The following is a 26424-nucleotide window of genomic DNA, read 5'->3' on the forward strand; positions in this document are numbered from 1 at the left end:
GTCAAGATGGCGGAGTTTGCAGTAACCTTAAGCATCGCAAGCATCATGATCCTGGGCTATTATATAGGCTATGCAATTTATAAGGCATAACCTGGAGCGAAAATAGACATAATGAAAAGCGGAAGCAGCATTCAAGCTGCTTCCGCTTTTTTGGGTTTTCATGCACTTTTCTGTAATTTCTTCTAAAAAACAGTTATCCTATAGGCGAAAATGTTTTAAATGTTTCGATAAGTTAATAATTAGATTGAGGAGGGATCGTGTTGTCAGATTATCGGGTTGAAAGAGATACGATAGGCGAAATCAAAGTACCGTCAGATAAGTATTGGGGTGCACAAACTCAGCGGAGCAAACAGAATTTCAAGATAGGTACAGAAAGAATGCCGATTGATGTGATTTATGCATTTGCGGAAGTAAAGAAAGCTGCAGCCAGTGTGAATGCTGCTTCTAAAAAGTTGTCTGATGCAAAAGCGAAGGCAATCCAGGCAGCCTGCGATGAAATTCTTACCGGGAAATTTGATACCCATTTTCCGTTAGTCGTATGGCAGACGGGAAGCGGAACTCAATCCAATATGAACGTGAATGAAGTGGTCGCAAGAAGGGCGAGTGAACTTCTCGCAAATCAAGGGTCTAATGAAAAAGTCCACCCAAATGATGATGTGAACATGTCACAGAGCTCAAATGATACATTCCCGACAGCGATGCATATTGCCGCGGTAAAAAAGGTGACAGGGGAAGTTCTGCCTGCACTTGAGCTTTTCAAAGAAACTTTAAAGAGAAAAGAACAGGAATTCAATGATATCATCAAAATCGGCAGGACCCACCTCCAGGACGCAACTCCATTGACATTGGGCCAGGAGATCAGCGGCTGGAGAGCCATGCTTGAAAAAAATGAGCAGATGATAAAGGATGGCCTCAAATACGTCCGGGATTTAGCGATTGGCGGTACGGCTGTAGGAACAGGCATCAATGCCGCGAAGGATTTTGGAGATCAGGTAGCGAAGCAGCTTGTTGAACAAACGGGCGAGACATTCCATTCAGCGCCAAATAAGTTCCATGCATTGACCTCTCATGATGAAATCGTGTTCCTTCATGGAGCATTAAAAGGGCTGGCTGCAGATTTGATGAAAATTGCCAATGATGTTCGCTGGCTTGCCAGCGGCCCAAGAAGCGGGATTGGTGAACTATCGATACCGGCAAATGAACCTGGCAGTTCAATCATGCCTGGTAAGGTTAATCCAACCCAAAGCGAAGCACTGACAATGGTGGCGACACAGGTGTTTGGAAATGATGCTTCCATCGGCTTTGCCGCAAGCCAGGGGAATTTTGAGTTAAATGTCTTCAAACCTGTTATCATTTATAACTTCCTGCAGAGCGCGAGGCTGTTGGCAGATGGAATGAGATCATTCAATGATAACTGTGCAGAAGGTATAGAGGCGAACCTTGAAGTAATTGCTGGCCATGTTGAGCGGTCATTAATGCTTGTAACTGCTTTGAATCCTCACATTGGTTATGAAAAAGCAGCAGAAATCGCCAAGCTCGCCTTCAAAGAAAATACAACCTTGAAGGAAGCCGCGATAAAAACAGGTTATCTGACATCAGAGCAATATGATGAGTGGGTTAAGCCAGAAAAGATGATTTAACAGACCTGGACGGGAACATTGAAACGAGATTGCCTGATTGGGGATATAGTAGCTCATCGTTCCCATTAGGTGCTCGGAACCCTGCCAAATTTAAAGGCCCCCTATTGGAAGGGGGCCTAAGCCATTCTATTTAATTATCCTGTTAATTTTACAATTTAGCGTACAGAACCACCAAGTTGTTGCTCAGCCATTTGAACTAGGCGCTTAGTGATTTCTCCACCAACAGATCCGTTAGCGCGAGAAGTAGTTTCTCCACCAAGTTGTACGCCAAATTCTGTAGCGATTTCGTACTTCATTTGATCAAGAGCTTGTTGAACACCAGGAACTAATAATTGATTAGAGTTGTTACTGCTAGCCATTAATATTTCCTCCTTTGTGTTTTTCAAAGTTGTATTTGGGTCAGTATTGGAATCGAACCAATCATGGCTTTTGCCACGCCGCCTGGTTTAACCCTCGATAAGGAATTTGGCTGGGCTAGCCGGAATTGCACCGGCGCGCGTAATAGCTGCCTTCTAAGGCTTAACCCAATGGTTTGTTGCGCTTGTTGCTGCTTCGTTGTTTTCTGTTGCTGTTTTATTAATAACTAGTATGTTTTTTTTCGAGAACTTTATGCGCCAATGGATTAAGGTAATTAATTCCAAAGGCAACGTCCTACATAACCGTTTTCTAATCAACGCAAACTATCAATAGCAGGAAAGTAGAAAGGATTGAAGAGAATGGGTATGTGCCCGATTTGCAACGGCTTCAGAACTATCACTCCAGCGTGTCCAAACTGCAGCGGCAGCATGGAGAACAATGGACGTGAAGCGGATTTTTATGATGATTACAGCCCTTATATGCCAATCGATCAAATGAAGCTAGAAGATGGGTATCCAACTGATTTTTCTGAAGGGGAATGCCCGCATCTTTTCAAATGTACAAATTGCGGATCAAGCCAGGTTTTCTTGATTAAAGAATAAGGCTTTAATAACTTTTGGGAAAATGAGTATAGAAAAAAGCAACCGTGGCCACGGTTGCTTTTTTATCATCTAAAATTAAGGGCGGATTCTCTTTTCTGTTTCAGCGTCAAAGAAGTGGACCTTATTCATATCAAATGCCAATTCGATGACTTGGCCTGGTGTTACGTCTGTACGTGAATCAACACGTGCCACAAAATCCTGGCCTTCGAACTGAGAGTAGATCATTGTTTCAGCACCAGTTAATTCAGATACTTCAACAGTTGCCTTGATAGTAGCGCCTTGAGAAGCATCGATGAATACTGGCTCATCGTGAAGGTCTTCAGGTCTTACACCAAGGATGATGTCTTTCCCTACAAACCCTTGTGCACGAAGAACTTTCATTTTTCCTTCTGGAATAGCGATTGAAGAGTTGTTGACTGTGAATTTGCCTTCTTCAAGCTTGCCAGTAAAGAAGTTCATGGAAGGTGATCCGATGAACCCGCCAACGAAGACGTTTTCTGGATTTTCGTAAACCTCTTTAGGAGCTCCAACCTGCTGGATGATACCATCCTTCATGACTACAAGGCGGGTCGCCATTGTCATCGCTTCCGTCTGGTCATGCGTTACGTAAATAGTCGTGGTATCAAGACGGCGGTGAAGCTTTGCAATTTCAGCACGCATTTGTACACGAAGCTTTGCGTCAAGGTTTGATAATGGTTCGTCCATCAAGAATACCTTTGCGTCACGGACGATAGCACGCCCTAAAGCAACACGCTGACGCTGACCACCTGAAAGTGCTTTTGGCTTACGATCTAGATAAGGCTCAAGACCAAGGATCTTGGCAGCTTCTTTAACACGGCGATCGATTTCGTCCTTAGGGAACTTGCGAAGCTTCAATCCGAATGCCATGTTATCGTAAACAGTCATATGCGGGTATAGTGCATAGTTCTGGAATACCATCGCGATGTCACGATCCTTAGGAGGAACGTCGTTTACACGCTTGCCATCGATATAGAAATCACCTTTGGAGATTTCTTCAAGACCAGCGATCATACGAAGTGTGGTCGATTTACCGCAGCCAGATGGGCCAACGAATACGATGAATTCTTTATCCTGGATATGAAGGTTGAAATCTTCTACAGCTGTAACTTTGTTATCATAAATTTTATAAATATTGTCTAGTTTTAACTCGGCCATTTTTTTAGCCTCCCTGTATGTTTGTCTACAAAAACAGTTTAGCGGAAATGACCTGAAATAATCATCGGCAGGGTGCACAAAAATAATGTAAGCCCTTTTATGCAATTTGTTTAATGTATAATGAAGTGGTTGAATCAGCGTATCTCCTCATAAAGGCTTGCAAGGTAGACTACAACGGCCGCGTCGAAATCCTTCAAGTTGACGCCAGTCTTTTCCATGAATTTGTCCAATCTGTACTGAAGTGTATTTCTGTGGACATAAAGTTTTTTGGCTGAAAGAGAAGCGTTCGAACTGCTTTCCAGAAAAACTTTGATCGTTGCCATCAACTCTTTATCTTCTTCAAATGCGTCAAGGATTGATAACTCAAGAATCTTCTTTAGGTAATCAGGCAAATGTGTCGCTAACAGCATAGGAAACGATTTTTCAAACGTGTATACATTATCACGAGTAGTATGACTGGTTAATTCCTCGAACACCTGCTTTTCTTTATCGAAAAAGTGAGGGAGCTGGGCAGTAACCTTTTGGAATTTACCCATATAAAAGGAAATCTTTACAAAGAAATCACTTTCAAACGTCGAGGCAATGGAATAAAGTTCTTCAGCGTTTTCCGACACTTTCTTTTTTTCTTCAATAATGATTCCAAATGAGCTGTGGATCCAGATGATGGGGTGGTCAGGAAAAAATCCGTTTAAAGCTTCATGGATCTCCTCTGTTTCCATATCTTTTACCTGAAGCCGGAACTGGATGAAACGGACTTCATCGTCTTCTGTGGCCGGCATTTCACCATCATGGAAGAGAAATCGGTTCCAGGAGTGGGCTGCCCCTGACAAATGTGTATGATTCTCCGGCTCGACAAAATGAAACATATTCTTCATGAGATCAAGCTGGCTTTCTGAAATTTTATCCTTTGGAATTCCGACCCAAATCGGCCTGGCATCGGCCTCTTTAAACCAAAAGTAATCAGTTGATGGGGATGCCGGGATATTTTCTTGCGTGACAGAATCAGGGAAATAAGATAATATTTTATTAATCATATAAGTATCCTCAGATTTAATTTGATAAAAGCTGACATATCTTTTATTATAACAGGTGTAGCTTTTAAATGTTAATTCATGCAAAGAGCTGCCAACTGGTAGAAAAAGGAAAAAAACGTTGGTATAATAGATACAATACGGGGTACCGTAAGAGAGAGGTGTGTAGGAAATGGAATACACAACAGAAATGAAAAATCGTTTGAAGCGATTAGAGGGCCAGGTACGTGGAGTCATTCGCATGATGGAAGAAGAGAACCACTGCAAGGACGTAGTTACTCAGTTATCAGCTGTCCGTTCCGCAGTAGACCGCGCGATTGGTTTCATTGTCGCAAAGAACCTTGAATCTTGCATTACTGAAGCAGCGCAGGAAGGCAAAGATGCCGACGAAGCAATCAAAGAGGCAGTAAATATGATAGTAAAAAGCAGGTAAGACACCAGCATCCTTTTTAGGATGTGGTGTCTTTTTTTGTTTAAAAATAAAGTATTAAGTCTTTATACTAAGATTAGTGTCTAGCTCCAGCGCCTAGCCCCTCGAGTCGCTTCGGTCCGCCCAATGAAGTCAAAGAACGACTTCACTGGTCGGCCCTCCAGCGCTTGTCGGGGCTGTTCAAGGCGCTTACGCTTTTCATTTGTTTGGCGGGTCTTCGGGATAAAAGTCATGGCTTTCCTCAATATTGGGTGAACTGTCCAATCTGTGTACAGTACCACCGGCCATGCCTTCGTTGATCATCCGGTCAACATCGACATAAACTGCATCCCGTCCCTCATATTTTATGTCCTCAGCAAACTTTTTGCCGCCTTTGTGCTTCATGGAATCCTCCTCCAATGATTTTAAGCTTAGAATTCCGGAAAAGGAGTAGAAACATACATTACTTATCATATACATGGAAGAGCATCAGCTCGTGGATTTGCTCTTTCAACTGATCGATATGCTCGTCAGAGGGCTGTTCAAAGGTCCACTGAATATCCCCATTCTGATGATAAATTCCCGTAAACTTTTGCTTTTTAAAATAAAATGAGAAATGCCAGCCAGGCATATCTTTATTCTCAAATAATGATTTGAATTGGAAATGAGTAATCAATCTGATTCCCCCTTTTAAAGATGTCTTTTCATTATTATATAGTATTCAAGCACGAAGAAGCGCAGATAATTACTCTGGAATAACAGTTGTTGTTTTGAAGGAGATGTAAAGTCATGAAAAATGAGCCGCATTTCCTGGGCGGCCCACCATAAAACTGTATCTAGCAATCTCTATCAAAATCCAGTTTTCCTGAAAAATAAATCGACAAGAGCAGAGAGCCTTTTTTCCTCAATCTGTGGTTCGTCGAAGCTCATTGGTTTTGAGTTGACTTCATAAATGACATAATTGCCTTTTTCAGTGATTCCGGCATCAAGTGAAAACTCCCCGAAGTAGCCTAACTCTTCAGTGAGCAGCTCACCGATTTCCTTAACGGCCCAGTCGAAGAATTGGTCATGCCTGGCACTCTTAACCTTAATATAAGGAAGCATGATCCCTCCATTCGGCAAGTGAGTGGTCAGGTCCTGCTTCCGGGATTGCCGGATGCCGATTCCTGTCACTTCATACCCATCTTTCCCATCAAGGGCATGTACTCGGAAGTCAAATCGCTTCCCGTCAATGGATGTCGGCATGACTTCTTTCTGGGCAATGTACTCATATCTTAACAGCTGTCTGGATTTGACCTTCCAAAATTCTTTTATGCCTGGATAAAGATGGCGATGTGAATGGCTCTCGAACTCGATTTCCCCGTTCTTTTGCCGCAGGCGGAAAATTCCGATCCCCTTTGAAGATGAAGCGGGCTTAAGATAAATCCCTTCATGTTTATTAAGGAAAGCAGCCAACTGGATCATTGATTTCACTGAAATACTTTCAGGCATTAGCTTTCTTAATTGAGGATGTCTGGAAAATAGGGAATAGAGCTTGTTTTTATTGATGAATCCAGGATTGAAAAAAGGGATTCCGAGTGCGGACAGGTAGTTTACGGCATCTTTAAAAGCTGGCTGCTGCTCTGCTTTCCGGAAGGGAACACGATTAAAAACAAGATGAGGAAGAGGGGCCTTCACAGGTATCCATTTTTGCACAGTTGGTAAAAATACGACGCCGGTTAGTCCATCCTTGACGATTGTTTCCGGGGGGAAGACGACAATCAGTCCATTCCGCTTTAGGATTTCTTCTTGAAGGGCCTGAAACAATGATCCATTGCCAGACAGGGACATATTCTTGCTCATAGAGGTCATGATTCCAACCAGGGGACCAATATTTCCCTGGTTGTTTTTCAATAAGAACTGCTGGCTGTTTTCCGGAAGTGTATCTGATGAAGCAGCAGCGATGCTGATTTTATTAAAGCCAAAGCTGAGTTTTTCGCCAGCTTTGGCTTCATGCGTCCATGCCTTCGATTCAGTATTGTAGCGCAGGATCATTTGAAAATATCCTCAGGTGCCGTAATCGCTTTTTCCGCTAAAAAAATGCCGAAGGATAGAGACAGCTTTCTGGTGAGCAAATCAAAATTCTTTAGCTTTGGATGCTTGAAAATCGACCGTCCTGGCTTTGAGTTGGCTTCAAAGAGCCATACTTTTCCTGATTTATCGATTCCAAAGTCAAAACCAAGCTCGCCTATTATTCCTTCCATGTTTTTTTCCAAGATGGAGCTAAGGACCAGTGCGGCTTCAGAAAGCTTCTTTTCACAAATCTCCAGTTCGGTCTGGTCTTCAAATAGTTCATCAAGTGATTTTACGACTCCGCCGTTGTTCACATGGGTGGTCACGCTTCCCTGGCCGGCAATTTTTGCGGCGATCGCCGCTACCTGCCACTGTCCGTATTCATCTTTATTTGTATGGACCCTGAAATCAATGAGCCTTTTCTCGGATCTAAGCAGGCTGATGCCCTGCTGGACAATCATCTGGGAAAGGTTCCGCTTGTGAAAAATTTTCTTCATCAACTTTTCCAGGCTTTCAAACCTCGTTAACTTATTGATGCCCTCCTGGTCTCGATAGCGGCAATAATAATAGCCATTATGCTTATCGAACAGGATTTGGTGGATTCCCAGCCCAAGACTTCCATTAGCCGGTTTGATATAGACGTTCCCATAGTTTGAAAGCATCCTTTCAATCACTGAAAAAGAAGAAAATTGATGTGTTTCAGGCAAGTACTCTGCTGCACGTTCATCCTGCTGCAGGCGCTCAAATACATCCAGTTTGCTGAAAAAACCCGGGTTATACCATGGAATCAGGTAATCGGTCTGCATCCTGGATTTTAGGCTGCGAAGCTCAGATTTTCTTTCGGTTCGCCTGTTTGGAAGACGGTCGTAAACAACATTGGGGAAGGGCACCTTTATTCTCATCCAGCCTCCATCGACAAAGAAATAACCTTGTATCAATCCTTGATCCCAGTCGATATGTTCCTCGCCAAAGACAAAGGGAAGCGCGCCGACCGATTTATTGACGGAAAGAAGCTTGGCAAAAAACATAGACCTATCACCAATCGGTCTTAATGGAAAAGGCGTAAATCCAGATGTCAGGATGCCAATGAGGGGCCCGATAAATAATGTATTCTGATCGATAAAAAGATGTAACGATGTCGATAAATCGGGCATTGAGAGCTCCTTCTGCACATCATCACTCAGTACAATCACGTTTCTTCCTTTAGGATGAGGAGCACATGCGACATCAACTACCTTGTTGCCAAACGCGATTTTATTAATATCCTTGCTATTTGTCACCTCGGCAGGGACAAAGACTAGCTGTTTGGAGTGGGCAATGATTTCAATTGGATATTTTTTTCTCATAAGTGCTGTTCCTCTCTTTCTGGCAGAATTTCTGTTAGCATTCTGGCATATTCAAGTGGTGCTTTATATAGCACTTCTTTCAAATCCGGATTTGTGGAAGCGATGACTTTTCTGCCGGGCTTTGAGTTCGTATCAAGCACCCATAGGGCATGGTCCTTAGAAACACCAATATCTACGCCGAGTTCGAAAAGCCGTGGGAAAGACCCTTCAAGAATGCCGGGCAGGGTTGATAGAATTTCCTCTATTTCATGTAAAATGAATCTTTTTGTACGGATATCCAGGGAATTAGCATACTCATCAAATGGCAGTATTTCTCCGCCGGCACTTATGTTCGAAAGGATTCCGTCCTTGCTGCCGCGGCGGATTCCCTTGCCTCGCACAACCCACTTATCCTCATGGTCCTTTTGCAGCAGAATTCTTATGTCAAAAGGACAATTTTGCGAATCGGACAGCTGGAGGTAAGGCTGCATCATATACTCTTTTTTACTGAACAGGTGGTCGAGCCAATTTTCTGTCTCACTGGTGGAATCGAAATTTTTTGTTGACACCCTGCCGCCAAGGTCTGCTGAGATTACGAACTCTCCACCTGATTTTTCAATTTTATAGATCCCGGCACCGCCCGATCCGAAAAGCGGTTTCAAAACTGCCTTATCCATCTCTTCCAACTGGGCTACAACTGCTTTTCCGCTGGCGGCAAGAATCGTTCTAGGAATGTATGGAGACAGGGAAGATGTCGACAATACCTGGTAAATAGCCCATTTATTAGGTAATCCATTTCCCAGGAAGGAAATATCCGCTTTTTTCTTAAGCCATTTTACAATCGCCATGGCTTGCTTTGATGAAGGATCATTTGTATAAAAACAACGGTCATAAATGATCATCGGGAGCGGGAATTCTGATTTTACCCAGCAATCTTCCTTGTGGTCGTATTTTTCTCCCGAAACCAATTGTGTTACTGGATGGATTTTAGCTGGTGAGAACCTAAAGCAGGTGAACAAGTTTGGATTCGCCCGCCTGGCAATCTCGGTAAGATATGTTTGTTCACTTTTCATGGAAAGTGTCATCATTCCAAATGAAATCATTTGCATTTCTCCTTTTGTACAGTGATAGGAAAGTATTATTTTCACTTAGAGAATTGTCCAGCTCCAGCTCCTAGCCAGTTTTCATCGCTGGAAGAGCTTCCTCGACTACCTTGCGATAAGCGTCAGCTTTGAGCAGCTCGAGTCGCTTGTCTAGTGTCACCTCCTAGAAACTCCGAAACTTCAACTCCGTCGGCAAGGTCGGAGTCTCCAGTTTCTGCGTTTCTGGACAGTCGGCTATACTTTTCGATTTCGGTCCGCCCAATGAAGTCAAAGAACAGCTTCATCGGTCGGCCCTCTAAGGCCCAGGAGCAAACCCGCCAGCCACAGGATAAGGAAAGCTTCGAAGCGAATCATCGCACGACCGAAAGCGGCGGCTTTTGGGAGGACGTGGCGGTATAGGCGGGCAGCACTTGTCGGGGCTGAACAAAGCGCTTGCGCTTTTCTTATTATGGCTGGCAAAGTCCATAGCAATGGTCAATGATGGCTCTTGTTGAAGGCCTTATTTTCGTGTTTTTCTCTTCAAAGTTCTTGGAAGGCTTGGAATTGGCTTCGATCAGCCACAAGTTACCTTTAATATCAATTCCAATATCAATCCCCAGCTCGGCAGTGAGCCCCTCCGCATATTTGCTGATGACTTCTGCTGTTTCAAGGGCCAGCTCCTTCATCAGTGCCAGTTGATGCCTCGCCTGTTCCTTTCCAAAAATCAGCGCGAGAGTATGCCCAGGTTTCATGACCTCGCCGCCACGGGCAATATTTGATACGAAGTACTGTTCAGCCGAAACCCTGGCTACAATGGAAGTAACCTTCCAGAATTGCTGGGCATTTTTATGGCAGAGGACCCTGAAATCCAGCCTCCTGCCATTTAATTCTGATAGCTGTATTCCCTGCTGGATGATGCAAAGGCGTTTTCCGACGATTGGAGAAATGGCGCTGGCTAGTTCTGACATATATTTGAAGCCTGGAAGGTCCCTTTCCGGCATTGACGAAAATGACGCATGGTACAACCCATCATTTTTCGCCACCTGGATAATATTGCGTCCCTGGCTTCCGTGGACAGGTTTGATATATAGCTCAACATGCTTCTCGAGCATGTTTTGGAGCAGGGTCTCGGAGTATAAATGCGTTTCAGGTATGAACGGATGTAGATGGTCTTCTTGTACTATAGATTCATGGATTTCCCACTTGGAAAGAAAGCGGTGATTAAATATCTTTATTCCGCGAGCATCCAATTTATTTAAAAACCCCTTAAATCCTTTGCTGATTTCAGTCCTCCGTGATGAAACCCGATTATAGATGACAGCTGGAAAAGGAAAGAAACCTTTTTTCCATCCATCTTCTTCGTCATCATAAGAAAAGCCCTCGACTCCTTTTTCAGAAAAACCTTTAAGTGAAAAAACATAAAAGCTTCCCCCTAATTCGGATACTCCCTGATGGAGCTCTTCGCAAAAGGAGTGGACTTTACCGAAGTCAGGTCCGTTATCTTCATTTATTTCGGTCAGCAAAGCGATGACAGGATTGTTGGGTAAGCTTTTCGATTTTGCTGGCGTCATAGCTTCTCCTCATTTTCTTTTAGGCTGTTTCAAGAAATAAGACAGTGAAATTTTTCACTTCGAGAATTGTCTAGCTCCAGCGCCTAGCCAGTTCTCATCCCCGAATTCGCTCTTTGAGCAGCTCGAGACGTTTGTCTAGCTGCGGCTCCTAACTCCTCGAGTCGCTTCGGTCCTGTCAATGAAGTCAAAGAACGACTTCACTGGTCGGCCCTCTGAGGCACAGGAAGTGCAGACCCGACAGCCACAGGACGTGGCGTTCAAGTCGGGCAGCGCTTGTCGTGGCTGACCGAGGCGCTTGCGCTTTTCTTAACAGCCTAATTGTAAAATAGGCAAACACACATATTGCATCCTATGAATAGTAGTTGTTATTGGTGATTTTAATGATAAGAGTTAAATTTCGCCTAACCCGAACTTTTGGCATTCAGCAACATAGTTTGTTATAGTGGAGTGGAGCGTTTAACGTAGAAGGAGTGATTTAAATGGCAGTCAATCTTTACGATTCAGCCTACGAATTGGAAAAAGCAATCAGGAACAGTTCGGAATACACAGAATTAAAAAATCTCTATGATGCTGTGAATAGCGATGAATCAGCAAAAAGAATGTTTGAAAGCTTCCGCAATATCCAGATGCAGCTTCAGGAAAAGCAAATGACTGGGCAGGAAATTACCCAGGAAGAGGTAGAGCAGGCACAAAAGACAGTCGCTCTTGTCCAACAGCATGAATTGATTTCGAAGCTGATGGAAGCGGAGCAAAGAATGAGCATGGTCATTGCCGAGCTTAACCAGATTATTATGAAGCCTCTCGAAGAGCTTTACGGAAATCCGAACCAGCAGCAATAATAGAATGACAGGACTCCCGCCGATGTGCGGGAGTTTTTTTGTTGATTGGAATAAAGGAAAAACTGTCGGTCATCAAGGCTATGACGGACAAAAATCAGCGGAAGTGAAGAGAAACTGTCCGTCATCAAGGCTATGATGGACAAAAATCAGTGGAAGTGAAGAAAAATTGTCCGTCATCAAGGCTATGACGGACAAAAATCAGCGGAAAAAGAGGGAAAACTGTCCGTCATCAAGGCTATAATGGACAAAAATCACCAGAAAAGAAGAAAAACTGTTCGTCATCTATGACTCTCTTGGGCGGAAGGAGACTTATCATATACGCTGCCCTCATACCATCTGTGGACTGGGTCCCGCAAAGGAAGCTAATAACTAAACCCTGCCCCTGTTCTATTCTCTAGCTTTCTATCATACAAGTTAAATAAGGACAAAAACACCGAAGAAATGGGGGCATAAATATGATTTACCGTCTTCTTGCGCTTAACGTGGATGGCACGATTCTCCAATCAAATGGAAGGCTCCATAAATCCACGAGGGATGCGATTGAGTACGTTCAGCAAAAAGGGGTTTACGTAACTCTAGTAACTTCAAGAAGCTTCCCATCTGCCAAAAAGGTGGCTAAAGCGCTGAAAATAAATTCGTTGCTTGTTACTCACCTGGGATCTTATGTTTCTAATGACCTTCGCAGTGATCCAATTTTTGAAAAACGGATTCCCGAGGATGTAACCTTCCAGCTTGTCAGATTTCTTGAAAGCTTCCCTTGCCAAATCCGGCTTGTGCACGAAAAGTTCTCACTGGCAAACAAGTATAAATTAAACCACAATCTGCTGGCGAAAACCGTGTTTACTTCAGGTGACCCGATTTTTTACTCCCAGCAATTCACGGATTCTATCAGTGAAACACTTGTCAATGAGCCAGTCTCCCCTCCTAAAATCGAAGTCTATTTTGAGTACGAAGAGGATTTGAAGGATGCGCAGCAGGCGATTAATGGAATGTTTTCAGAAGTGTCCCTGTCGAGGCTGAATGATTACAGGCTTGACATCATGCCTGAGGGTGTCTCGAAACTGAACGGCCTGATCCAGTTGGGAGAACACCTTGGCATTCCATTGAAGGAAATGGTCGCAATTGGCGATAGCAGTGATGACATGGACATGATCGAAGCGTGCGGACTTGGAGTCGCAATGGGGAATGCTTCTGTGGAAGTAAAAAAAGCTGCTGATTGGGTTACCCGTTCGAATAATCAGCATGGAGTAAGCTACATGGTCAAGGAACACTTCCGCAAACAGCACCCGATCGAGTTTCTCCGCAAAATGAATATTATAAAAATGTAAAATGGAAGCACGCCTGGAATTGATCGCAGGCGTGCTTTTGCTTTGTTTGGGAATGATTTGTAGTTTTTCAGGAAGATATCTGGATGTTTCGCAAATAAAGGAAATCCTTTCGGAAGTATTCGATTCAGGAATGAGTTTTTAGGAAAATGAATAGGACGTCTATAATAATCTTCGGACCACAGCAGAAAACTGGTAGCTTTTACACTGTCTTGACCTTTGGATCATTATTCTATTACACTTATTGAAGCATGTTTAATTGAAAAGGTGAATCTCATGAGAATTAATATAAAAGGTATTCAAGATGACAGATTACAGCGTCCTCTCGGGTTGATCGCTAATCTGTTTTTTGAAGAATCAGAAGTAGCATTAAGCGAGACGGAACAGGAAGTTGATGCGGTAATTAAATTTGATGTTCAAAATGCCGGCGGAGAGTTTTTTGTAAAAGCAGCTTTGGAGGCAGAGGGAGAGGCTTATTCAGCAGAAGCCAACAAAGAAATTCCAGCTGGTTTGAGCGAAAAAGAAGAATTCAAATTGCTCAAAACAGTCATTTCAAGGGCTTATTTAAAAGTGCTTCAAGACTGGACAGGAATGATCCAGAAGTGGGGGATACTTACAGGGGTTCGTCCTACCAAGCTTTTGCATAAAAAGCTCCGCGAAGGAATGAATCAGCAGGATGCCCATAGAGAGCTGAAGGAACAGTATTTGATATCGGATGAAAAAATCCAGCTCATGCAGCAAATCGTTGACCGTCAGCTTGCTGTCCTGCCTGACCTGTATGATCTGAAAAATGGTGTCAGCATTTATATCGGCATTCCATTTTGCCCGACAAAGTGTGCTTACTGTACATTCCCTGCTTATGCCATCAACGGCCGGCAAGGGTCTGTGGATTCTTTCCTTGGCGGGCTTCACTACGAAATCCGCCGTATCGGGGACTGGCTGAAGCAGAATGATATCAAGATTACTACCGTTTATTATGGAGGCGGTACACCGACGTCGATTACCGCTGAAGAAATGGATATGCTGTATGAAGAGGTTCAGCAATCATTCCCGGATGTGGAGAATATCAGGGAAGTGACTGTCGAAGCCGGCCGGCCGGACACGATCACTTCTGAAAAGCTGGATGTGCTGAAAAAGTGGAATATCGACCGGATCAGCATCAATCCGCAGTCATACATCCAGGAAACCTTGAAGGCAATCGGCCGTCACCATACAGTGGAAGAAACGATAGAAAAATTCCACCTGGCCCGCCAAATGGGCATGAACAACATAAACATGGATTTGATCATTGGCCTTCCAGGGGAAGGGACGGAGGAATTTGCCCATACCCTGGCTGAAACAGAAAAGCTGATGCCGGAGTCCCTGACGGTTCATACTCTTTCTTTCAAAAGAGCGTCAGAAATGACAAGGAATAAACAGAAATATAAAGTATCTGGCCGCGATGAAATAGAAAAAATGATGAATATGGCTGAATCATGGACGAAGGAGCATGACTACGTGCCATATTATCTGTACAGACAGAAGAACATTCTTGGGAACCTGGAGAATGTAGGCTATGCTTTTCCTGAGCAGGAGAGCCTTTACAATATTATCATCATGGAAGAACAGCAAACCATCATAGGCCTGGGATGCGGCGCATCGAGCAAATTCATTGATCCCGAAACAGGTGTTATCATACAGTTCTCGAATCCAAAGGATCCAAAGTCATATAACGACAGCTTTGAAGAGTACGCTAATAAAAAGATCGAGATTCTCGACTCTTTGTTTAATAAGGCGAAAATTTAATGATGATAAGCTTCCGAAGATTCATTTCGGGAGCTTTTTTGGTTTGGGGAACGACTTGACCATTTTTGCGTGATTTGAAAATATATTGGCCAGCAAGTTCCTGTCAAAAACTTTTTATTCCGCTAAAGCGGCCGGCATTTTTGCGTAAACGGCTTCTAATTCCGCGAAAAGGATATTTAAATCCGCGAAAAACCAACTAAATTCTGCGAAGGGGAATAACCCTGCAATTATCCTCTGCGAATTTCTGTTTATTCTTTAAAAAATCTAAATAGTGGGAAAAAAGGTTTTTAAATATAACTTCTCCCTATATAATAAAAATATAAGGATAAATGGAGGGGATGAATGGTGGCGATTGAATTTTCAACGGACACTGTGAAATTAGACATTAATGGACGTGTTGCGGTTCTTGAATTGAACAGGCCAGCAGCACTGAATGCTCTTGATGTGGAAATGATCAAGGGAGTCACTATGAATCTGAAGGAAGTCTGCAAGTCTGATGAGATCGATATTGTGGTGATTAAAGGAGCCGGTCGTGCCTTTTCAGCAGGCGGTGATATCAAAACGATGCTTTCCAATACAAATGAAAGCGATTTCTATCATGTGATGGATGATATTCACGATATGATCGTGACTTTGTACAGCATGCCAAAGGTAACCATCAGCGCAGTAACAGGTGCAGCGGCAGGCCTGGGCTTCAGCCTTGCACTAGCGACAGATTACATAATCGCCGAGCCATCAAGCAAGATAGCGATGAACTTTATTGGTATTGGCTTGATACCGGATGGGGGAGGCCACTTCTTCATGGAGGAGCGCCTTGGGGAAACGAAGGCGAAGCAGCTGATTTGGGAAGGAAAGACTCTTTCTGCCACTGAAGCGCTGACACTGGGACTTGTTGACGAGGTGCCAACAGGAGATTTTACAGAAGCGGTTGAAGCTAAAATACAAGCATGGCTGAACAAACCGGTTCAGGCAATGATAAAGACGAAGAAAATCCTAGCAGAGAAAAACAGGCCTGCTCTGTTGAAAATCCTTGAACTGGAAAAATACGGACAGTTTAAAATGCGCCAGACAGAGGACCATCAGGAGGGCATCAATGCTTTCCTTGAAAAAAGGAAGCCGCAGTTCAAAGGAAAATAAACAAAAAAGCAAAGAGGGTGGACCTCTTTGCTTTTCTTATGGATGAAAAAGAATTAATTTTCCTCTAGGTGAAGTACAGCGGTGGGTCTTATCGGTGAGATTTTTTTCTTCAAGCATTCTTGATCCGATTTCCTTTGCTTCTTCATCATTGCCGGCCTGGAATGATTCGTCAATCAATTTTTCCCCATTTGGTTCAAAGGCTGTCAGTTTGTAAGTCTCCATCACAACGTCCCCTTTTTAAAGATTAGTAAGTATAAAACTAACTTCGATAATTGTCTAGCTCCAGCGCCTAGCCAGTTTTCATCTCTGCTTGTGCTTCTTCGAGTATCTTGCGAGAAGCGTTAGCTTTGAGCAGCTCGAGTCGTTTGTCTAGTTGCACCTCCTAGAAACTCCGAAACTCCAAATCCGCCGGCAAGGTCGGAGTCTCCAGTTTCTGCGTTTCTGGGCAGTCGGCTACACATTTCCATTTCGGTCCGCCCAATGAAGTCAAAGAGCGACTTCACCGGTCGGCTCTCTGAGGCACAGGACGTGCAGACCCGCCAGTCACACGATGTGGCGTTTTAGGCGGGCAACGCTTGTCGGTGCTGACTGAGGCACTTCCGCTTTTCTTGCAAAATTCAGATGATTACTATTATTTTTGCATAACTTTTTTAAATATGCAAAACAAAAAATATATTTAAATATGAAACTATTTTCCTATAAAATTCGTAGTAATTTATTGGAAAAGGAGGAAGATGATTATGGTATTACAGCTTGAACAGGTTACAAAGAGATTTGGCAATTTTACAGCAGTGAATCAGCTGTCACTTAATATTCCAGAAAAAGAAATGTTCGGATTCCTTGGTGCGAATGGCGCCGGGAAGACAACGACCTTCCGGATGATCCTGGGTCTTCTTGATGTCTCGGAGGGAATGGTTACGTGGGATGGCAAACCAATCAATTATGATTCGAGCAGTATCATCGGTTACCTTCCGGAGGAAAGGGGACTTTATCCAAAGCTTAAGGTCCGCGACCAGATAGTCTATCTTGCCAGGTTAAGAGGAATGCAAAAACAAGCTGCCCTCAAGGAGCTTGATTACTGGCTCAATCGCTTTAAGGTACCAGAATATGCGGATAAAAAGGTGGAAGAGCTGTCAAAGGGGAACCAGCAGAAAATTCAGTTCATTGCGGCTGTCATCCATAAGCCAAAGCTGTTAATCCTTGATGAGCCTTTTAGCGGACTGGATCCGGTGAATGTGGAACAGTTAAAAGAAGCAGTCGTCGAACTGAAAAATGCGGGCATGACGATTGTTTTTGCTAGCCACCGGATGGAGCATGTGGAAGAAATGTGTGAGCATATCTGCATCATGCACAAAGGAAGCCCTGTCGTCCACGGTGCCCTTAAAGAAATCAAAAGATCTTTTGGTAAAAAGAATCTGGTCATCCATGCGGATTTCGATACTTCTTTTCTTAAGGAGCATCCTGGAGTGGCAAAAGCAAAAATGACAGCAGAGGGAATCCATCTGCAAATCTCGGGGGAGCAAGTTGCCGAAGACATCTTGAAAGATATCGTTGGTAAAGGGTTCATCCGCAAATTTGTCCTTGAAGAGCCAAGCCTCAATGATATTTTCATAGAAAAGGTGGGTAATTCATATGAATAATTTTTTCATAATCCTGATCCATACATACATGAGTAAGCTGAAAACAAAATCCTTTTTAGTTACGACCATCCTGACAGTAGGGATTATGCTCGCGCTGACGAATATGACAAATATCATCGAGTTTTTCAATAAAGGTGAAGAGGCTGACAAAATTACAGTCATTGACGAGACTGGCCAGCTTTTTAAGCCGCTGAATGAGCAAATGAAGATGGTTAACGAGGAGCTTGTCCTGGAAAAACATGATGGAGATGAAGAAAGTGCGAGGAAAGCAGTCGAGGCAGGGGAATATAAAGGCCTTCTCGAATTAAGCTTGAACAATGAAGGGCTTCCGGCAGCTTCCTACAAGGCGATGAGCATAGCTGATTCTGCTATTCCAGGAGACCTGCAGGCTGCATTACAGCAGATTAAAACCTCGATGGCTTCGACACAAATCAATATCGCTCCAGATCAATTGGAAAAACTGTACGCGCCGGTTGAGTTTGAAAAAACAGCTCTCGAAAAAGATGCCAAAACGGAAGAGGAACTGAATCAAGCTAGAGGACTAGTCTATGTCCTGCTTTTCATCATTTATTTTGCGGTCCTTATGTACGCCAATATGATTGCCATGGAAGTCGCGACTGAAAAATCATCAAGAGTAATGGAAATCATGATATCAAGCGTATCGCCTATCAAGCAAATGTTTGCGAAGATTCTCGGTATTGGGCTGCTGAGCTTGACCCAGCTCGCGGTTCTTTTGCTGGTTGGGTACTACTCCATTAAACAGAACCTCGAAAGCATGGAGGGTGGATTTTTCGAGTTCTTTGGTTTTGGGAATATTCCAGCCAGCACGATCGTTTACGCTGTAATCTTCTTCATACTTGGGTACTTCCTGTATGCTACGATGGCTGCATTCCTTGGTTCACTTGTCAGCCGGATTGAAGATGTACAGCAAATGATTACACCAATGACAATGCTTGTAATCGCTGGCTTCATGATGGCAATGTTCGGGCTTAGTCAGCCAGAAGCGCCATTTGTAAAATATACATCCTTCATTCCGTTTTTCTCGCCGATGTTGATGTTCCTGCGCGTAGGCATGCTGAACATTCCTTTTTGGGAAATTGCTTTATCGATCGGTATCCTGGTTGCCACAATAGCCTTCCTGGCTGTATTCGGTGCCAGAGTCTACCGTGGCGGAGTCCTGATGTATGGAAAATCAAACTCATTCAAGGACATCAAAAAAGCACTGCAGCTAACGAAAAATGAATAAGGGAAAGCCGCAATCATGTGATTGCGGCTTTTTTACAGGGAAATCAACTGGCTATGCGGAATATTTAGTAGAGGATGAAATAGTTTGTGCCCGAGATGATGAGGAAACCGAAATACGGTCACATAAATGGTGAACAAGCCCGTATGGAAGAGGAAAGGCAGATTTCGGGTCATAAGATTACTAGATGTATAGAAGGGAAGTGTTCATGGTTGCGACAGATTATTGCAATGGGAGGCGGGGGTTTTTCGATGGAGCCTGAGAACCCTCTGTTGGATTTGTACATTCTGGGGCAGTCGGAAATTCAAACTCCGAAAGTTTGCTTTGTGCCAACTGCCTCCGGGGATGCTGAGAATTATATATTAAGATTCTATAAAGCTTTTGAAGGCCATAAATGCATACCATCACATCTCTCATTGTTCCGTCCTCCGACAAGAGACTTAGAAGACTATGTCATGGATAAGGAGATCATTTATGTGGGCGGAGGCAATACGAAGAACCTGCTGGCTCTGTGGAAGGAATGGGGACTTGATGTAATCCTGCGGAAAGCCTGGCAGCATGGCAGAATCATGGCTGGAGTAAGCGCGGGATCAATCTGCTGGTTCGAGGAAGGTGTGACAGACTCTTTTGGCAGCGGACTTGAACCGCTGAAGACTCTCGGGTTTTTAAAAGGGAGTAACTGCCCGCATTATGATGGGGAAGAGGAGCGTCGGCCTGCGTATCAGAGATTTGTGGGTTCGCGCAGGATAAAAGGCGGATACGCAGCAGATGACGGAGCGGCAATGCACTTTATCGATGAGGAACTAATTAAAGCGGTAAGCTCCAGGCCGGTAGCGAAGGCTTATCATGTTTGTGAGACTGATGGAAAGGTGCAAGAAAAGGAAATGGAAACAATATATCTTGGATAAAGGGGAACTGCAGTTCTAATGGGGACTGCAGTTTTTTTTTCTATAAAGTATAAACTTTTCACACTAAGACTGGTGTCCAGCTCCAGCGCCTAGCCAGTTTTCATCCCTGAGAAGGCCTCTCCGAGTATCTTGCGAGAAGCGTTAGTTTTGGGCAGCTCGAGACACTTGTCTAGCTGCGGCTCCTAACTCCTCGAGACGTTTCGGTCCTGCCAATGAAGTCAAAGAGCGACTTCAATGTCAGGCCCTCTGAGGCACAGGGCGTGCAAACCCGCCAGCCACACGATGTGGCGTTTTATCGCGGGCAGTGCTTGTCGGGGCTGACCAAGGCGCTTACGCTTTTTTTGTTAGAACGTGCATTCGTATTTTTTGAGTGTTAAAATAAAGGAAAACAGGAAGCGGGAAAGGAATTATCCAATGAAACAGGTGAAGTTTTTACATACTGCCGACCTTCATCTTGATAGTCCGATGGTTGGCCTGCGGCATCTGCCGAAAGCCATTTTTCACCGGCTCCAGGAGAGCACATTTACGGCCTTGAAAAATATCACAGATGCTGCGATTAAACATGAAGTGGATTTTGTCGTCATTGCGGGAGATTTATTCGATGGGGAGGACCGAAGCATACGTGCCCAGGCTTTTCTCCGCAATGAGATGGAGAAGCTGGCTGATGAAGGGATAAAGGTATATGCAATCCATGGGAATCATGATCATCTTGGCGCAAAATCCCTGACTTTAGATTTTCCAGAGAATGTTCACTTTTTCTCAGAACAGGTAGAAAAGGTTGATTATAGAAAGGATGATGGCACTCTTGTCCATCTTTATGGCTTTAGCTACCCAGAGCGGCATGTGATGGAGCGGTGGATTGAGAAATATCAGAAGGTCGATGGCGCGGATTTTCACGTTGGTTTGCTTCATGGCCATTTTGAGGGTGTGAGTGACCATGGAAAATATGCGCCATTCAGGTTATCTGATCTATTAGAAAAAAATTATGATTATTGGGCACTGGGCCATATTCATAAAAAAGCGTTTTTATCACAGCAGCCTTATGTTGTCTATCCTGGAAACCCCCAGGGACGGAACAGGAAAGAGCTGGGAGATAAAGGGGCGTATATCGTTAATTTGTCAGAAGCAGGCTCAGAAGTTACCTTTTATGAAACTGCTGATGTGATTTGGGATGAGGTAGTTATTGATGTCCAAGATTTGTTGAGTTTCAATGCACTCTATGAAAATTGCCTGGATGCCATCGATGGTAAAAGAAGAGAAGGAAAAGGGGTCCTGCTGGACATCAAGATTGAAGGCCTGAATTCCAGTCTGTCAGATGTGATTGAAAAAATAGAAAATGGCGAACTTCTTGAACTTCTGCAGGAAGCTGAAAAGGAAGAGGATTCTTTTGTCTGGGTGCACAGGCTAAAGTTTACCGAAGATATTGCTGTCGACCGCGCCGGATTGATTAAGCAAAGTGATTTCTATGAGGAGTTATTCAGCACGATTGAGCAATATGATGACTTGGGGAATTCTCTGTCTCCACTATTCCAGCACAGCCAGGCAAGAAGGCATTTAGGTATGCTGTCGGAACAGGAAAAAGAAGAACTGGTTGAGGATGCCGAGAGGATCCTTCTCCAAATGCTGCTGAAAAATTGAAGAAAGGAGGCCGAATGATGAGAATCATTGAACTGCATATATACGGTTATGGCAAGCTCGAGGATTATAAGATTAAATCATTAGGTCAAATGCAGATTTTCTACGGTGAGAATGAAGCTGGAAAGTCGACCATCATGTCATTCCTCCACAGCATCCTGTTCGGCTTTCCGGGCAAGCAAAGTGCCGAAAACCGCTATGAGCCAAAAAATAACCCAAAGTATGGCGGCAAGATAAAAGCCTTTTTTCCCGACAGGGGAGTGGCTGTCATCAAGAGAGTGAAAGGCAAGGCAACAGGTGATGTGACCGTATCTCTTGAAGACGGGACGATTGGCGGCGAAGAATTGCTTAAAGACCTTTTGAAACGAATGGATAAGAGCATCTTCCAGGCCATTTTTTCGTTCAACGTCCACGGGCTTCAAAATATCCATGCAATGAAGGGCGAAGAGCTTGGCAGATATTTATTTTCTGCAGGGACACTTGGAACAGACAAACTCTTCAATACCGAGGGTTTACTTCAAAAAGAAATGGAACTGCGTTTCAAGCCCAGCGGAAAAAGGCCATTGCTGAATGAGAAATTGAAAGAGTTGAAGGACATCCAATCTTCATTGAAGAATGCTGAGCAGCAGAATGAAAAATATTCAGAGCTTGTGAGGACGAAGGATGAATTGACGGATAAAACTGCCCAGCTTAAGAACGATATTTACATGCTGGAGCAAACCGGAATTAAGCTTCGTGAATATAAGCGCAATGAAAAGCTTGTCGTAGAAGCCGCAGGATTAGATGGAAAAATTAAAGTGCATGATCTGTCTTTTTTCCCAGAAGATGGCCTGAACCGGCTTGAGAAGTTGAACGAGCAGCTTAAATCAAACCAGGCTAGAACGTTAAGGGTAAAAGAAAAGAAAGATCAATTACTGAAAGATCTGGAAAGGCACAAGCCAAACTCCGATTTACTTGGTATGGAAACAGAAATTGAAGCAAGAATCGAAAATCTGCCTTTATATGATCAACTGAAGCAGGAAAAAAGACTGCTTGAATCCAAACTGGAGGAAATGACAGAAGAAATAGATCAGCTAAATGATAAGCTTCATACAGATTTCAATGAGGGAAATATCTATGAAATCAATACAAGTATCTTCATAAAGGAACATGCCGAAAACATAGATCAGACAGAGCAAAGGTTAAGGAATAAAAAGCTTGAGCTGGAGTCCGCTTTTGAAGAAGAAAAAAAGGCATTGGCAGAACTTGAAGCAAGGGCAGAAACCGCAAAAGATGATCTCCTTGATGAAGATGAACGAACAAAATTGGTGAAAGACCTGGACCTGCTAGGGAATAAGGAGAGAATCCATTCTGAATTGAACTACGTCATGGACCAGATTGAGTCGGCCAAAATCAAGGAAGAGACTGAAAAGGACAGACGAAGGCAGCAGCAGAAGAAAGATTTTAATCAATTGCTTCTTCTCGGCAGCATTCTTCTGATTGTTTTTCTTTGGGGAACTACAAATGGCTCCTGGTTCTTAGCCGGAATCGGGATTGCAGGATTGTTGCTTTTGCTGGCTGCCCGATTTAAGTCCGCTGACAAGAAGCCAATGGAGGACATGCTCCTGTCCAGGTTGCTGGAGCGGGAAAAAGCGCTAAAAGAAAACCTGAGCAGTCAGCTTGAAGGCAATGCATCTATGACCAAGAGCTTATTGGCCAAAGATGAGGAGGCGAGACTGCGCCATCGAGAGCTGCACATCAAAATTGAACAGCAGCATGCCCGTTTTGAAAAAGTAGTTCAGCAATTTGAAGCATGGGAAGCAGATGAAGCACAACTAAAGCAGAGAAGGACGGAATTACTGACACGATTCGGAATGACGGATACATCCGCACCTATTAAAGTAATGGATGCCTATCATTTAATAGAAAAACAAAAGCAGTATTTCCGTGAAAGAAAGAGAATAAAAGAAAGTTTGGAGAATGTGGCTGAATCTTTAATCGAAATGGAAAGCAGCCTGAAACTGCTTGCACAACGATTCCTTCAAAATAGCAATCTTGCTCCAGTCGAGACGGCCGGACTGCTGAAGAAGACACTGCGCGAAGCAATTGACCAGAAGTCGAGATACCGTGAATTGACCGTTAAACTGGAGGAACTGGAAGAAGAGCTTTCAACACTACAGAAGGAAGAGTTGATATTCAGTCAAGAAAAGGAAGGATTGCTTGCACAGGCCGGGGCTGAAGGTGAGGATGGATTCAGGCAGAGAGCGGAAAATGTCTCATTGGTAAAAGGCTGGAAGGCAAGACTGGAGGATATCGATCATCAGCTGCTTGCATCGGGAATCAGCGATGAGGACCGTGAAAAGATTCTAACAGGAATTCCGCTTGAGGAACAGATCGAGGACAACGATTCGAAGCTGGGAGAAAGAAAGCGGGAGTTATCCGCAAAGATTGACCTGATAGCCGATGTTAAGCATAAAGTGAAGGTGCTGGAAGAAGGCGGCATATATAGTGAATTGCTTCATAAATATAAGCAGCTCCAGCATGAGTTCACGGAAGATGCGAAAGAATGGGCGAAGTTCGCGGTCGCCAGGGATTTGCTTTCGAAGACAATTGACCGCTATAAGGATGAGCGAATGCCGAGAATGCTGGCCAGAGCTGAAAGCTTTCTCTCCGTTTTGACTGATGCAAGCTATGTGAGGATTATTCCTCAAGTTACTGGCAGCAGCGGTTTCCTGATTGAAAGAAATGACCATGTTTTATTTGAAGCGAATGAACTGAGCCAGGCAACTGCTGAACAAGTCTATGTATCCATCAGGCTTGCACTTGCTGCCGACCATTATGAACGTTATCCCTTTCCGGTTATCATCGATGACAGCTTTGTCAATTTTGATCAAAACAGGACTGCCCGGACAATTAAGTTGCTCAGGGAAATGAGCAAAAACAACCAGATTCTCATCTTTACATGCCATCGCCATTTGCTGGACTATTTTACGGAAAAGGAAATCGTCAATCTGCAAGAAAAAAGTACAAATATAGTTTAGAAATGCCATGATTTGAGAATCAGAGACAATAGACTCTGTATGTTATACTGTTGCAGAGAGGAGAGAGCTGTTAACTATGAATAAAGGAATTTTAAATCACGAAACAGGGGACCAGGTGGAATTGTTCTTATTGATCAAGCATTCGTCAAAAGGGATTGCCAGCAACGGAAAGCCATTTTTGACGCTTATCCTCCAGGATCAGAGCGGGGAGATCGAAGCAAAGCTTTGGGATGTTTCCGATGAAGATGAAAGTACTTATAGTGCTGAAAGCATTGTAAAAGTACAGGGAGATATCCAGAATTACCGAGGGCGAAACCAGTTGAAGATCAGGCAAATCAGGCCTGCTTTACCAGCTGACTCTGTCAAACTATCTGATTTTCTTGAAACAGCCCCTGTCAGCCAGGATGAAATGAGCAGCAAGCTCACCCAATATATTTTCGAAATGAAGAACCCTAATATCCAGAGGGTCACAAGACATCTTTTGAAAAAGCATATGAATGCATTTATGGAATATCCCGCAGCGACAAAGAACCATCATGAATTTGTCTCAGGACTTGCGTATCATGTAATCTCAATGCTTGACCTGGCGAAGTCCATCACTACGCTATATCCAAGCCTTGATAAGGATCTATTGTATGCGGGAGTCATCCTTCATGATTTGGGGAAAGTCATTGAACTGTCCGGCCCGATTTCTACTACTTATACAGTGGAAGGAAATTTGATCGGACACATATCGATCATGGTCAATGAGATTGGCAAGGCAGCTGATGAGTTGGGGATTAGTGGTGAGGAAATAGTCATCCTTCAGCATATGGTATTATCACATCACGGCAAAGCTGAATGGGGCAGTCCGAAACCGCCAATGATCAAAGAGGCAGAAATTCTGCATTATATCGATAATCTCGATGCGAAAATGAATATGCTGGATCGAGCCCTTTCAAGAGTCAAACCAGGCGAATTCTCCGAAAGAGTATTCGCGCTAGATAACCGCTCATTTTACAAGCCCGTATTCCATAAGTAAAAAAGCAAAAGACCTTTCCTCGTTTCATAGGGAAAGGCTTTTTTGTTATTTGTCTTCTATTATAAGTTGAACTTAAGAATTACCCATTGAATGAAGCGGAAGGTGCGTAGACTCCTCCGAAAATGCTAACGCATTTCCATCGTGCGCGGGCAGTTTCAAGGATGTAATTCAATGTCCTGCGGGATGAAAGGTCAGTGGGAGACCCCACAGGCGCTTGCGCCGAGGAGGCTCCCAGGCCGCCAAGGAAGAATTTGCACTTTGAAAAAGCCGGCACTTGGGTTTTTTCTTAAATCTTCCCGCGGAAAGCGAAGCACCTGGAGCGAAATGAAAAAGCTAAACCTTTTGGTTCACCTTATAAAATGGCATATTTTAAAAAAAACCTCATATTAATACAGTAAGAGTTCAGTTGGACAACCTTTAAATGGAGGGTATGAAAAAATGTCAATTCCAATATGGGTAATAGCAGTCGCAGCAGGTATCGTATTCAGTGCCTTCATGGCAGTGAAAACAGGGAAAGAAGAACAAAAAGAAGAAATGGAAAGCATTGAGCGAGAGGGCGAGCTTTACATGAAGCGGCTTGAAAGAGAAAAACAACAGAGAGAAAAATCAATGGAAGCATAAAAAAA

26 protein-coding genes are annotated in these 26424 nt (G+C 43.6%); 14 read left to right on the forward strand and 12 right to left on the reverse strand.

Translation table 11 applies throughout. The features are described from left to right. The first annotated feature begins 260 nt into the window (after window positions 1-260). A complete protein-coding gene (gene fumC, locus J7E35_RS17175; RefSeq protein ID WP_214781767.1) occupies window positions 261-1640 on the forward strand; it encodes a class II fumarate hydratase in 1380 nt (459 codons plus the stop codon). A gap of 155 nt (window positions 1641-1795) precedes the next feature. On the opposite strand, the gene J7E35_RS17180 is transcribed toward fumC, so the two are convergent. Beyond that, entirely contained in the window at window positions 1796-1999 is a 204-nt protein-coding gene (locus tag J7E35_RS17180; RefSeq protein WP_214781768.1) for an alpha/beta-type small acid-soluble spore protein, read from the reverse strand. Window positions 2000-2356: 357 nt separating this feature from the next. Between J7E35_RS17180 and J7E35_RS17185 the strand changes: the two genes are divergently transcribed. After that, a complete protein-coding gene (locus J7E35_RS17185; RefSeq protein ID WP_214781876.1) occupies window positions 2357-2599 on the forward strand; it encodes a hypothetical protein in 243 nt (80 codons plus the stop codon). A gap of 75 nt (window positions 2600-2674) precedes the next feature. Here the strand turns inward: J7E35_RS17185 and J7E35_RS17190 are convergent, their stop codons facing one another. Together J7E35_RS17190 and J7E35_RS17195 are read right to left on the reverse strand one after the other, a co-directional pair. After that, on the reverse strand, window positions 2675-3775 hold the full coding sequence (locus tag J7E35_RS17190) for an ABC transporter ATP-binding protein (protein WP_214781769.1): 1101 nt from the start codon (window positions 3773-3775) through the stop codon (window positions 2675-2677). A 134-nt stretch (window positions 3776-3909) separates the two neighbouring features. Further along, entirely contained in the window at window positions 3910-4809 is a 900-nt protein-coding gene (locus J7E35_RS17195) for a PucR family transcriptional regulator (RefSeq protein WP_214781770.1), read from the reverse strand. 169 nt (window positions 4810-4978) lie between these two features. Here J7E35_RS17195 and J7E35_RS17200 point away from each other — a divergent pair, with 169 nt between their 5' ends. Further along, a complete protein-coding gene (locus tag J7E35_RS17200; RefSeq protein WP_041966706.1) occupies window positions 4979-5239 on the forward strand; it encodes a metal-sensitive transcriptional regulator in 261 nt (86 codons plus the stop codon). A 195-nt stretch (window positions 5240-5434) separates the two neighbouring features. On the opposite strand, the gene J7E35_RS17205 is transcribed toward J7E35_RS17200, so the two are convergent. The 7 genes from J7E35_RS17205 to J7E35_RS17235 all read right to left on the reverse strand — a co-directional run bounded on the left by J7E35_RS17205 (window position 5435) and on the right by J7E35_RS17235 (window position 11245). Beyond that, window positions 5435-5620, reverse strand: coding sequence for a hypothetical protein (locus J7E35_RS17205; RefSeq protein WP_214781771.1), 186 nt, complete (start codon window positions 5618-5620; stop codon window positions 5435-5437). A gap of 58 nt (window positions 5621-5678) precedes the next feature. Continuing rightward, a complete protein-coding gene (locus J7E35_RS17210) occupies window positions 5679-5891 on the reverse strand; it encodes a YheE family protein (RefSeq protein WP_214781772.1) in 213 nt (70 codons plus the stop codon). 173 nt (window positions 5892-6064) lie between these two features. Further along, window positions 6065-7249: a YheC/YheD family endospore coat-associated protein gene (locus J7E35_RS17215; RefSeq protein WP_214781773.1), complete on the reverse strand. Its 1185-nt coding sequence runs from the start codon at window positions 7247-7249 to the stop codon at window positions 6065-6067. After that, window positions 7246-8613, reverse strand: coding sequence for a YheC/YheD family endospore coat-associated protein (locus J7E35_RS17220; protein ID WP_214781775.1), 1368 nt, complete (start codon window positions 8611-8613; stop codon window positions 7246-7248). The genes J7E35_RS17215 and J7E35_RS17220 overlap by 4 nt, the downstream gene beginning before the upstream one ends. Next, window positions 8610-9695 carry a YheC/YheD family endospore coat-associated protein gene (locus J7E35_RS17225; RefSeq protein WP_214781777.1) on the reverse strand — a complete coding sequence of 362 codons (1086 nt, stop codon included), beginning with the start codon at window positions 9693-9695 and terminating at the stop codon, window positions 8610-8612. Before J7E35_RS17225 ends, J7E35_RS17220 begins: the two co-directional genes overlap by 4 nt. Window positions 9696-9817: 122 nt before the next feature. Next, window positions 9818-9979 (reverse strand): hypothetical protein, encoded by a 162-nt coding sequence (locus tag J7E35_RS17230; protein WP_214781779.1) that lies wholly within the window; start codon window positions 9977-9979, stop codon window positions 9818-9820. Window positions 9980-10141: 162 nt separating this feature from the next. Beyond that, window positions 10142-11245 carry a YheC/YheD family endospore coat-associated protein gene (locus J7E35_RS17235; protein WP_214781781.1) on the reverse strand — a complete coding sequence of 368 codons (1104 nt, stop codon included), beginning with the start codon at window positions 11243-11245 and terminating at the stop codon, window positions 10142-10144. Between the two features lie 479 nt (window positions 11246-11724). Between J7E35_RS17235 and J7E35_RS17240 the strand changes: the two genes are divergently transcribed. The 4 genes from J7E35_RS17240 (at window position 11725) to J7E35_RS17255 (ending at window position 16331) form a co-directional block, all read left to right on the forward strand. After that, complete coding sequence (locus J7E35_RS17240; RefSeq protein WP_214781783.1) at window positions 11725-12084, forward strand: YlbF/YmcA family competence regulator; 360 nt, start codon at window positions 11725-11727, stop codon at window positions 12082-12084. Between the two features lie 455 nt (window positions 12085-12539). Next, on the forward strand, window positions 12540-13412 hold the full coding sequence (locus tag J7E35_RS17245) for a Cof-type HAD-IIB family hydrolase (protein WP_214781785.1): 873 nt from the start codon (window positions 12540-12542) through the stop codon (window positions 13410-13412). A 273-nt stretch (window positions 13413-13685) separates the two neighbouring features. Continuing rightward, window positions 13686-15194 carry a coproporphyrinogen III oxidase gene (locus J7E35_RS17250; protein ID WP_214781787.1) on the forward strand — a complete coding sequence of 503 codons (1509 nt, stop codon included), beginning with the start codon at window positions 13686-13688 and terminating at the stop codon, window positions 15192-15194. Window positions 15195-15536: 342 nt separating this feature from the next. Next, entirely contained in the window at window positions 15537-16331 is a 795-nt protein-coding gene (locus J7E35_RS17255) for an enoyl-CoA hydratase (RefSeq protein WP_251009659.1), read from the forward strand. A gap of 36 nt (window positions 16332-16367) precedes the next feature. On the opposite strand, the gene J7E35_RS17260 is transcribed toward J7E35_RS17255, so the two are convergent. Both J7E35_RS17260 and J7E35_RS17265 read right to left on the reverse strand, forming a co-directional pair. Beyond that, on the reverse strand, window positions 16368-16553 hold the full coding sequence (locus J7E35_RS17260) for a YhzD family protein (RefSeq protein ID WP_214781789.1): 186 nt from the start codon (window positions 16551-16553) through the stop codon (window positions 16368-16370). A gap of 119 nt (window positions 16554-16672) precedes the next feature. Next, the gene (locus tag J7E35_RS17265) at window positions 16673-16834 is read right to left on the reverse strand and encodes a hypothetical protein (protein ID WP_214781791.1); all 162 of its coding nucleotides are present in this window, start codon (window positions 16832-16834) and stop codon (window positions 16673-16675) included. A gap of 237 nt (window positions 16835-17071) precedes the next feature. Here J7E35_RS17265 and J7E35_RS17270 point away from each other — a divergent pair, with 237 nt between their 5' ends. From J7E35_RS17270 to J7E35_RS17300, 7 genes are all read left to right on the forward strand, one after another. Next, window positions 17072-17971, forward strand: a complete 900-nt coding sequence (locus J7E35_RS17270; protein WP_214781793.1) for an ABC transporter ATP-binding protein — start codon at window positions 17072-17074, stop codon at window positions 17969-17971. Beyond that, window positions 17964-19217, forward strand: a complete 1254-nt coding sequence (locus tag J7E35_RS17275; protein WP_214781794.1) for an ABC transporter permease — start codon at window positions 17964-17966, stop codon at window positions 19215-19217. Before J7E35_RS17270 ends, J7E35_RS17275 begins: the two co-directional genes overlap by 8 nt. A gap of 209 nt (window positions 19218-19426) precedes the next feature. After that, entirely contained in the window at window positions 19427-20122 is a 696-nt protein-coding gene (locus J7E35_RS17280; RefSeq protein WP_214781880.1) for a Type 1 glutamine amidotransferase-like domain-containing protein, read from the forward strand. 414 nt (window positions 20123-20536) lie between these two features. Continuing rightward, the gene (locus J7E35_RS17285) at window positions 20537-21760 is read left to right on the forward strand and encodes a metallophosphoesterase family protein (protein ID WP_214781796.1); all 1224 of its coding nucleotides are present in this window, start codon (window positions 20537-20539) and stop codon (window positions 21758-21760) included. Window positions 21761-21777: 17 nt separating this feature from the next. Then, the gene (locus J7E35_RS17290) at window positions 21778-24777 is read left to right on the forward strand and encodes an ATP-binding protein (RefSeq protein WP_214781798.1); all 3000 of its coding nucleotides are present in this window, start codon (window positions 21778-21780) and stop codon (window positions 24775-24777) included. A 76-nt stretch (window positions 24778-24853) separates the two neighbouring features. Beyond that, complete coding sequence (gene yhaM / locus J7E35_RS17295) at window positions 24854-25798, forward strand: 3'-5' exoribonuclease YhaM (RefSeq protein ID WP_214781800.1); 945 nt, start codon at window positions 24854-24856, stop codon at window positions 25796-25798. Window positions 25799-26236: 438 nt separating this feature from the next. Then, a complete protein-coding gene (locus J7E35_RS17300) occupies window positions 26237-26419 on the forward strand; it encodes a sporulation YhaL family protein (protein ID WP_214781802.1) in 183 nt (60 codons plus the stop codon). Window positions 26420-26424: the final 5 nt, after the last annotated feature.

It is taken from the genome of Bacillus sp. ISL-45 (genome assembly GCF_018613195.1).
Lineage (GTDB): Bacteria > Bacillota > Bacilli > Bacillales > Cytobacillaceae > Mesobacillus.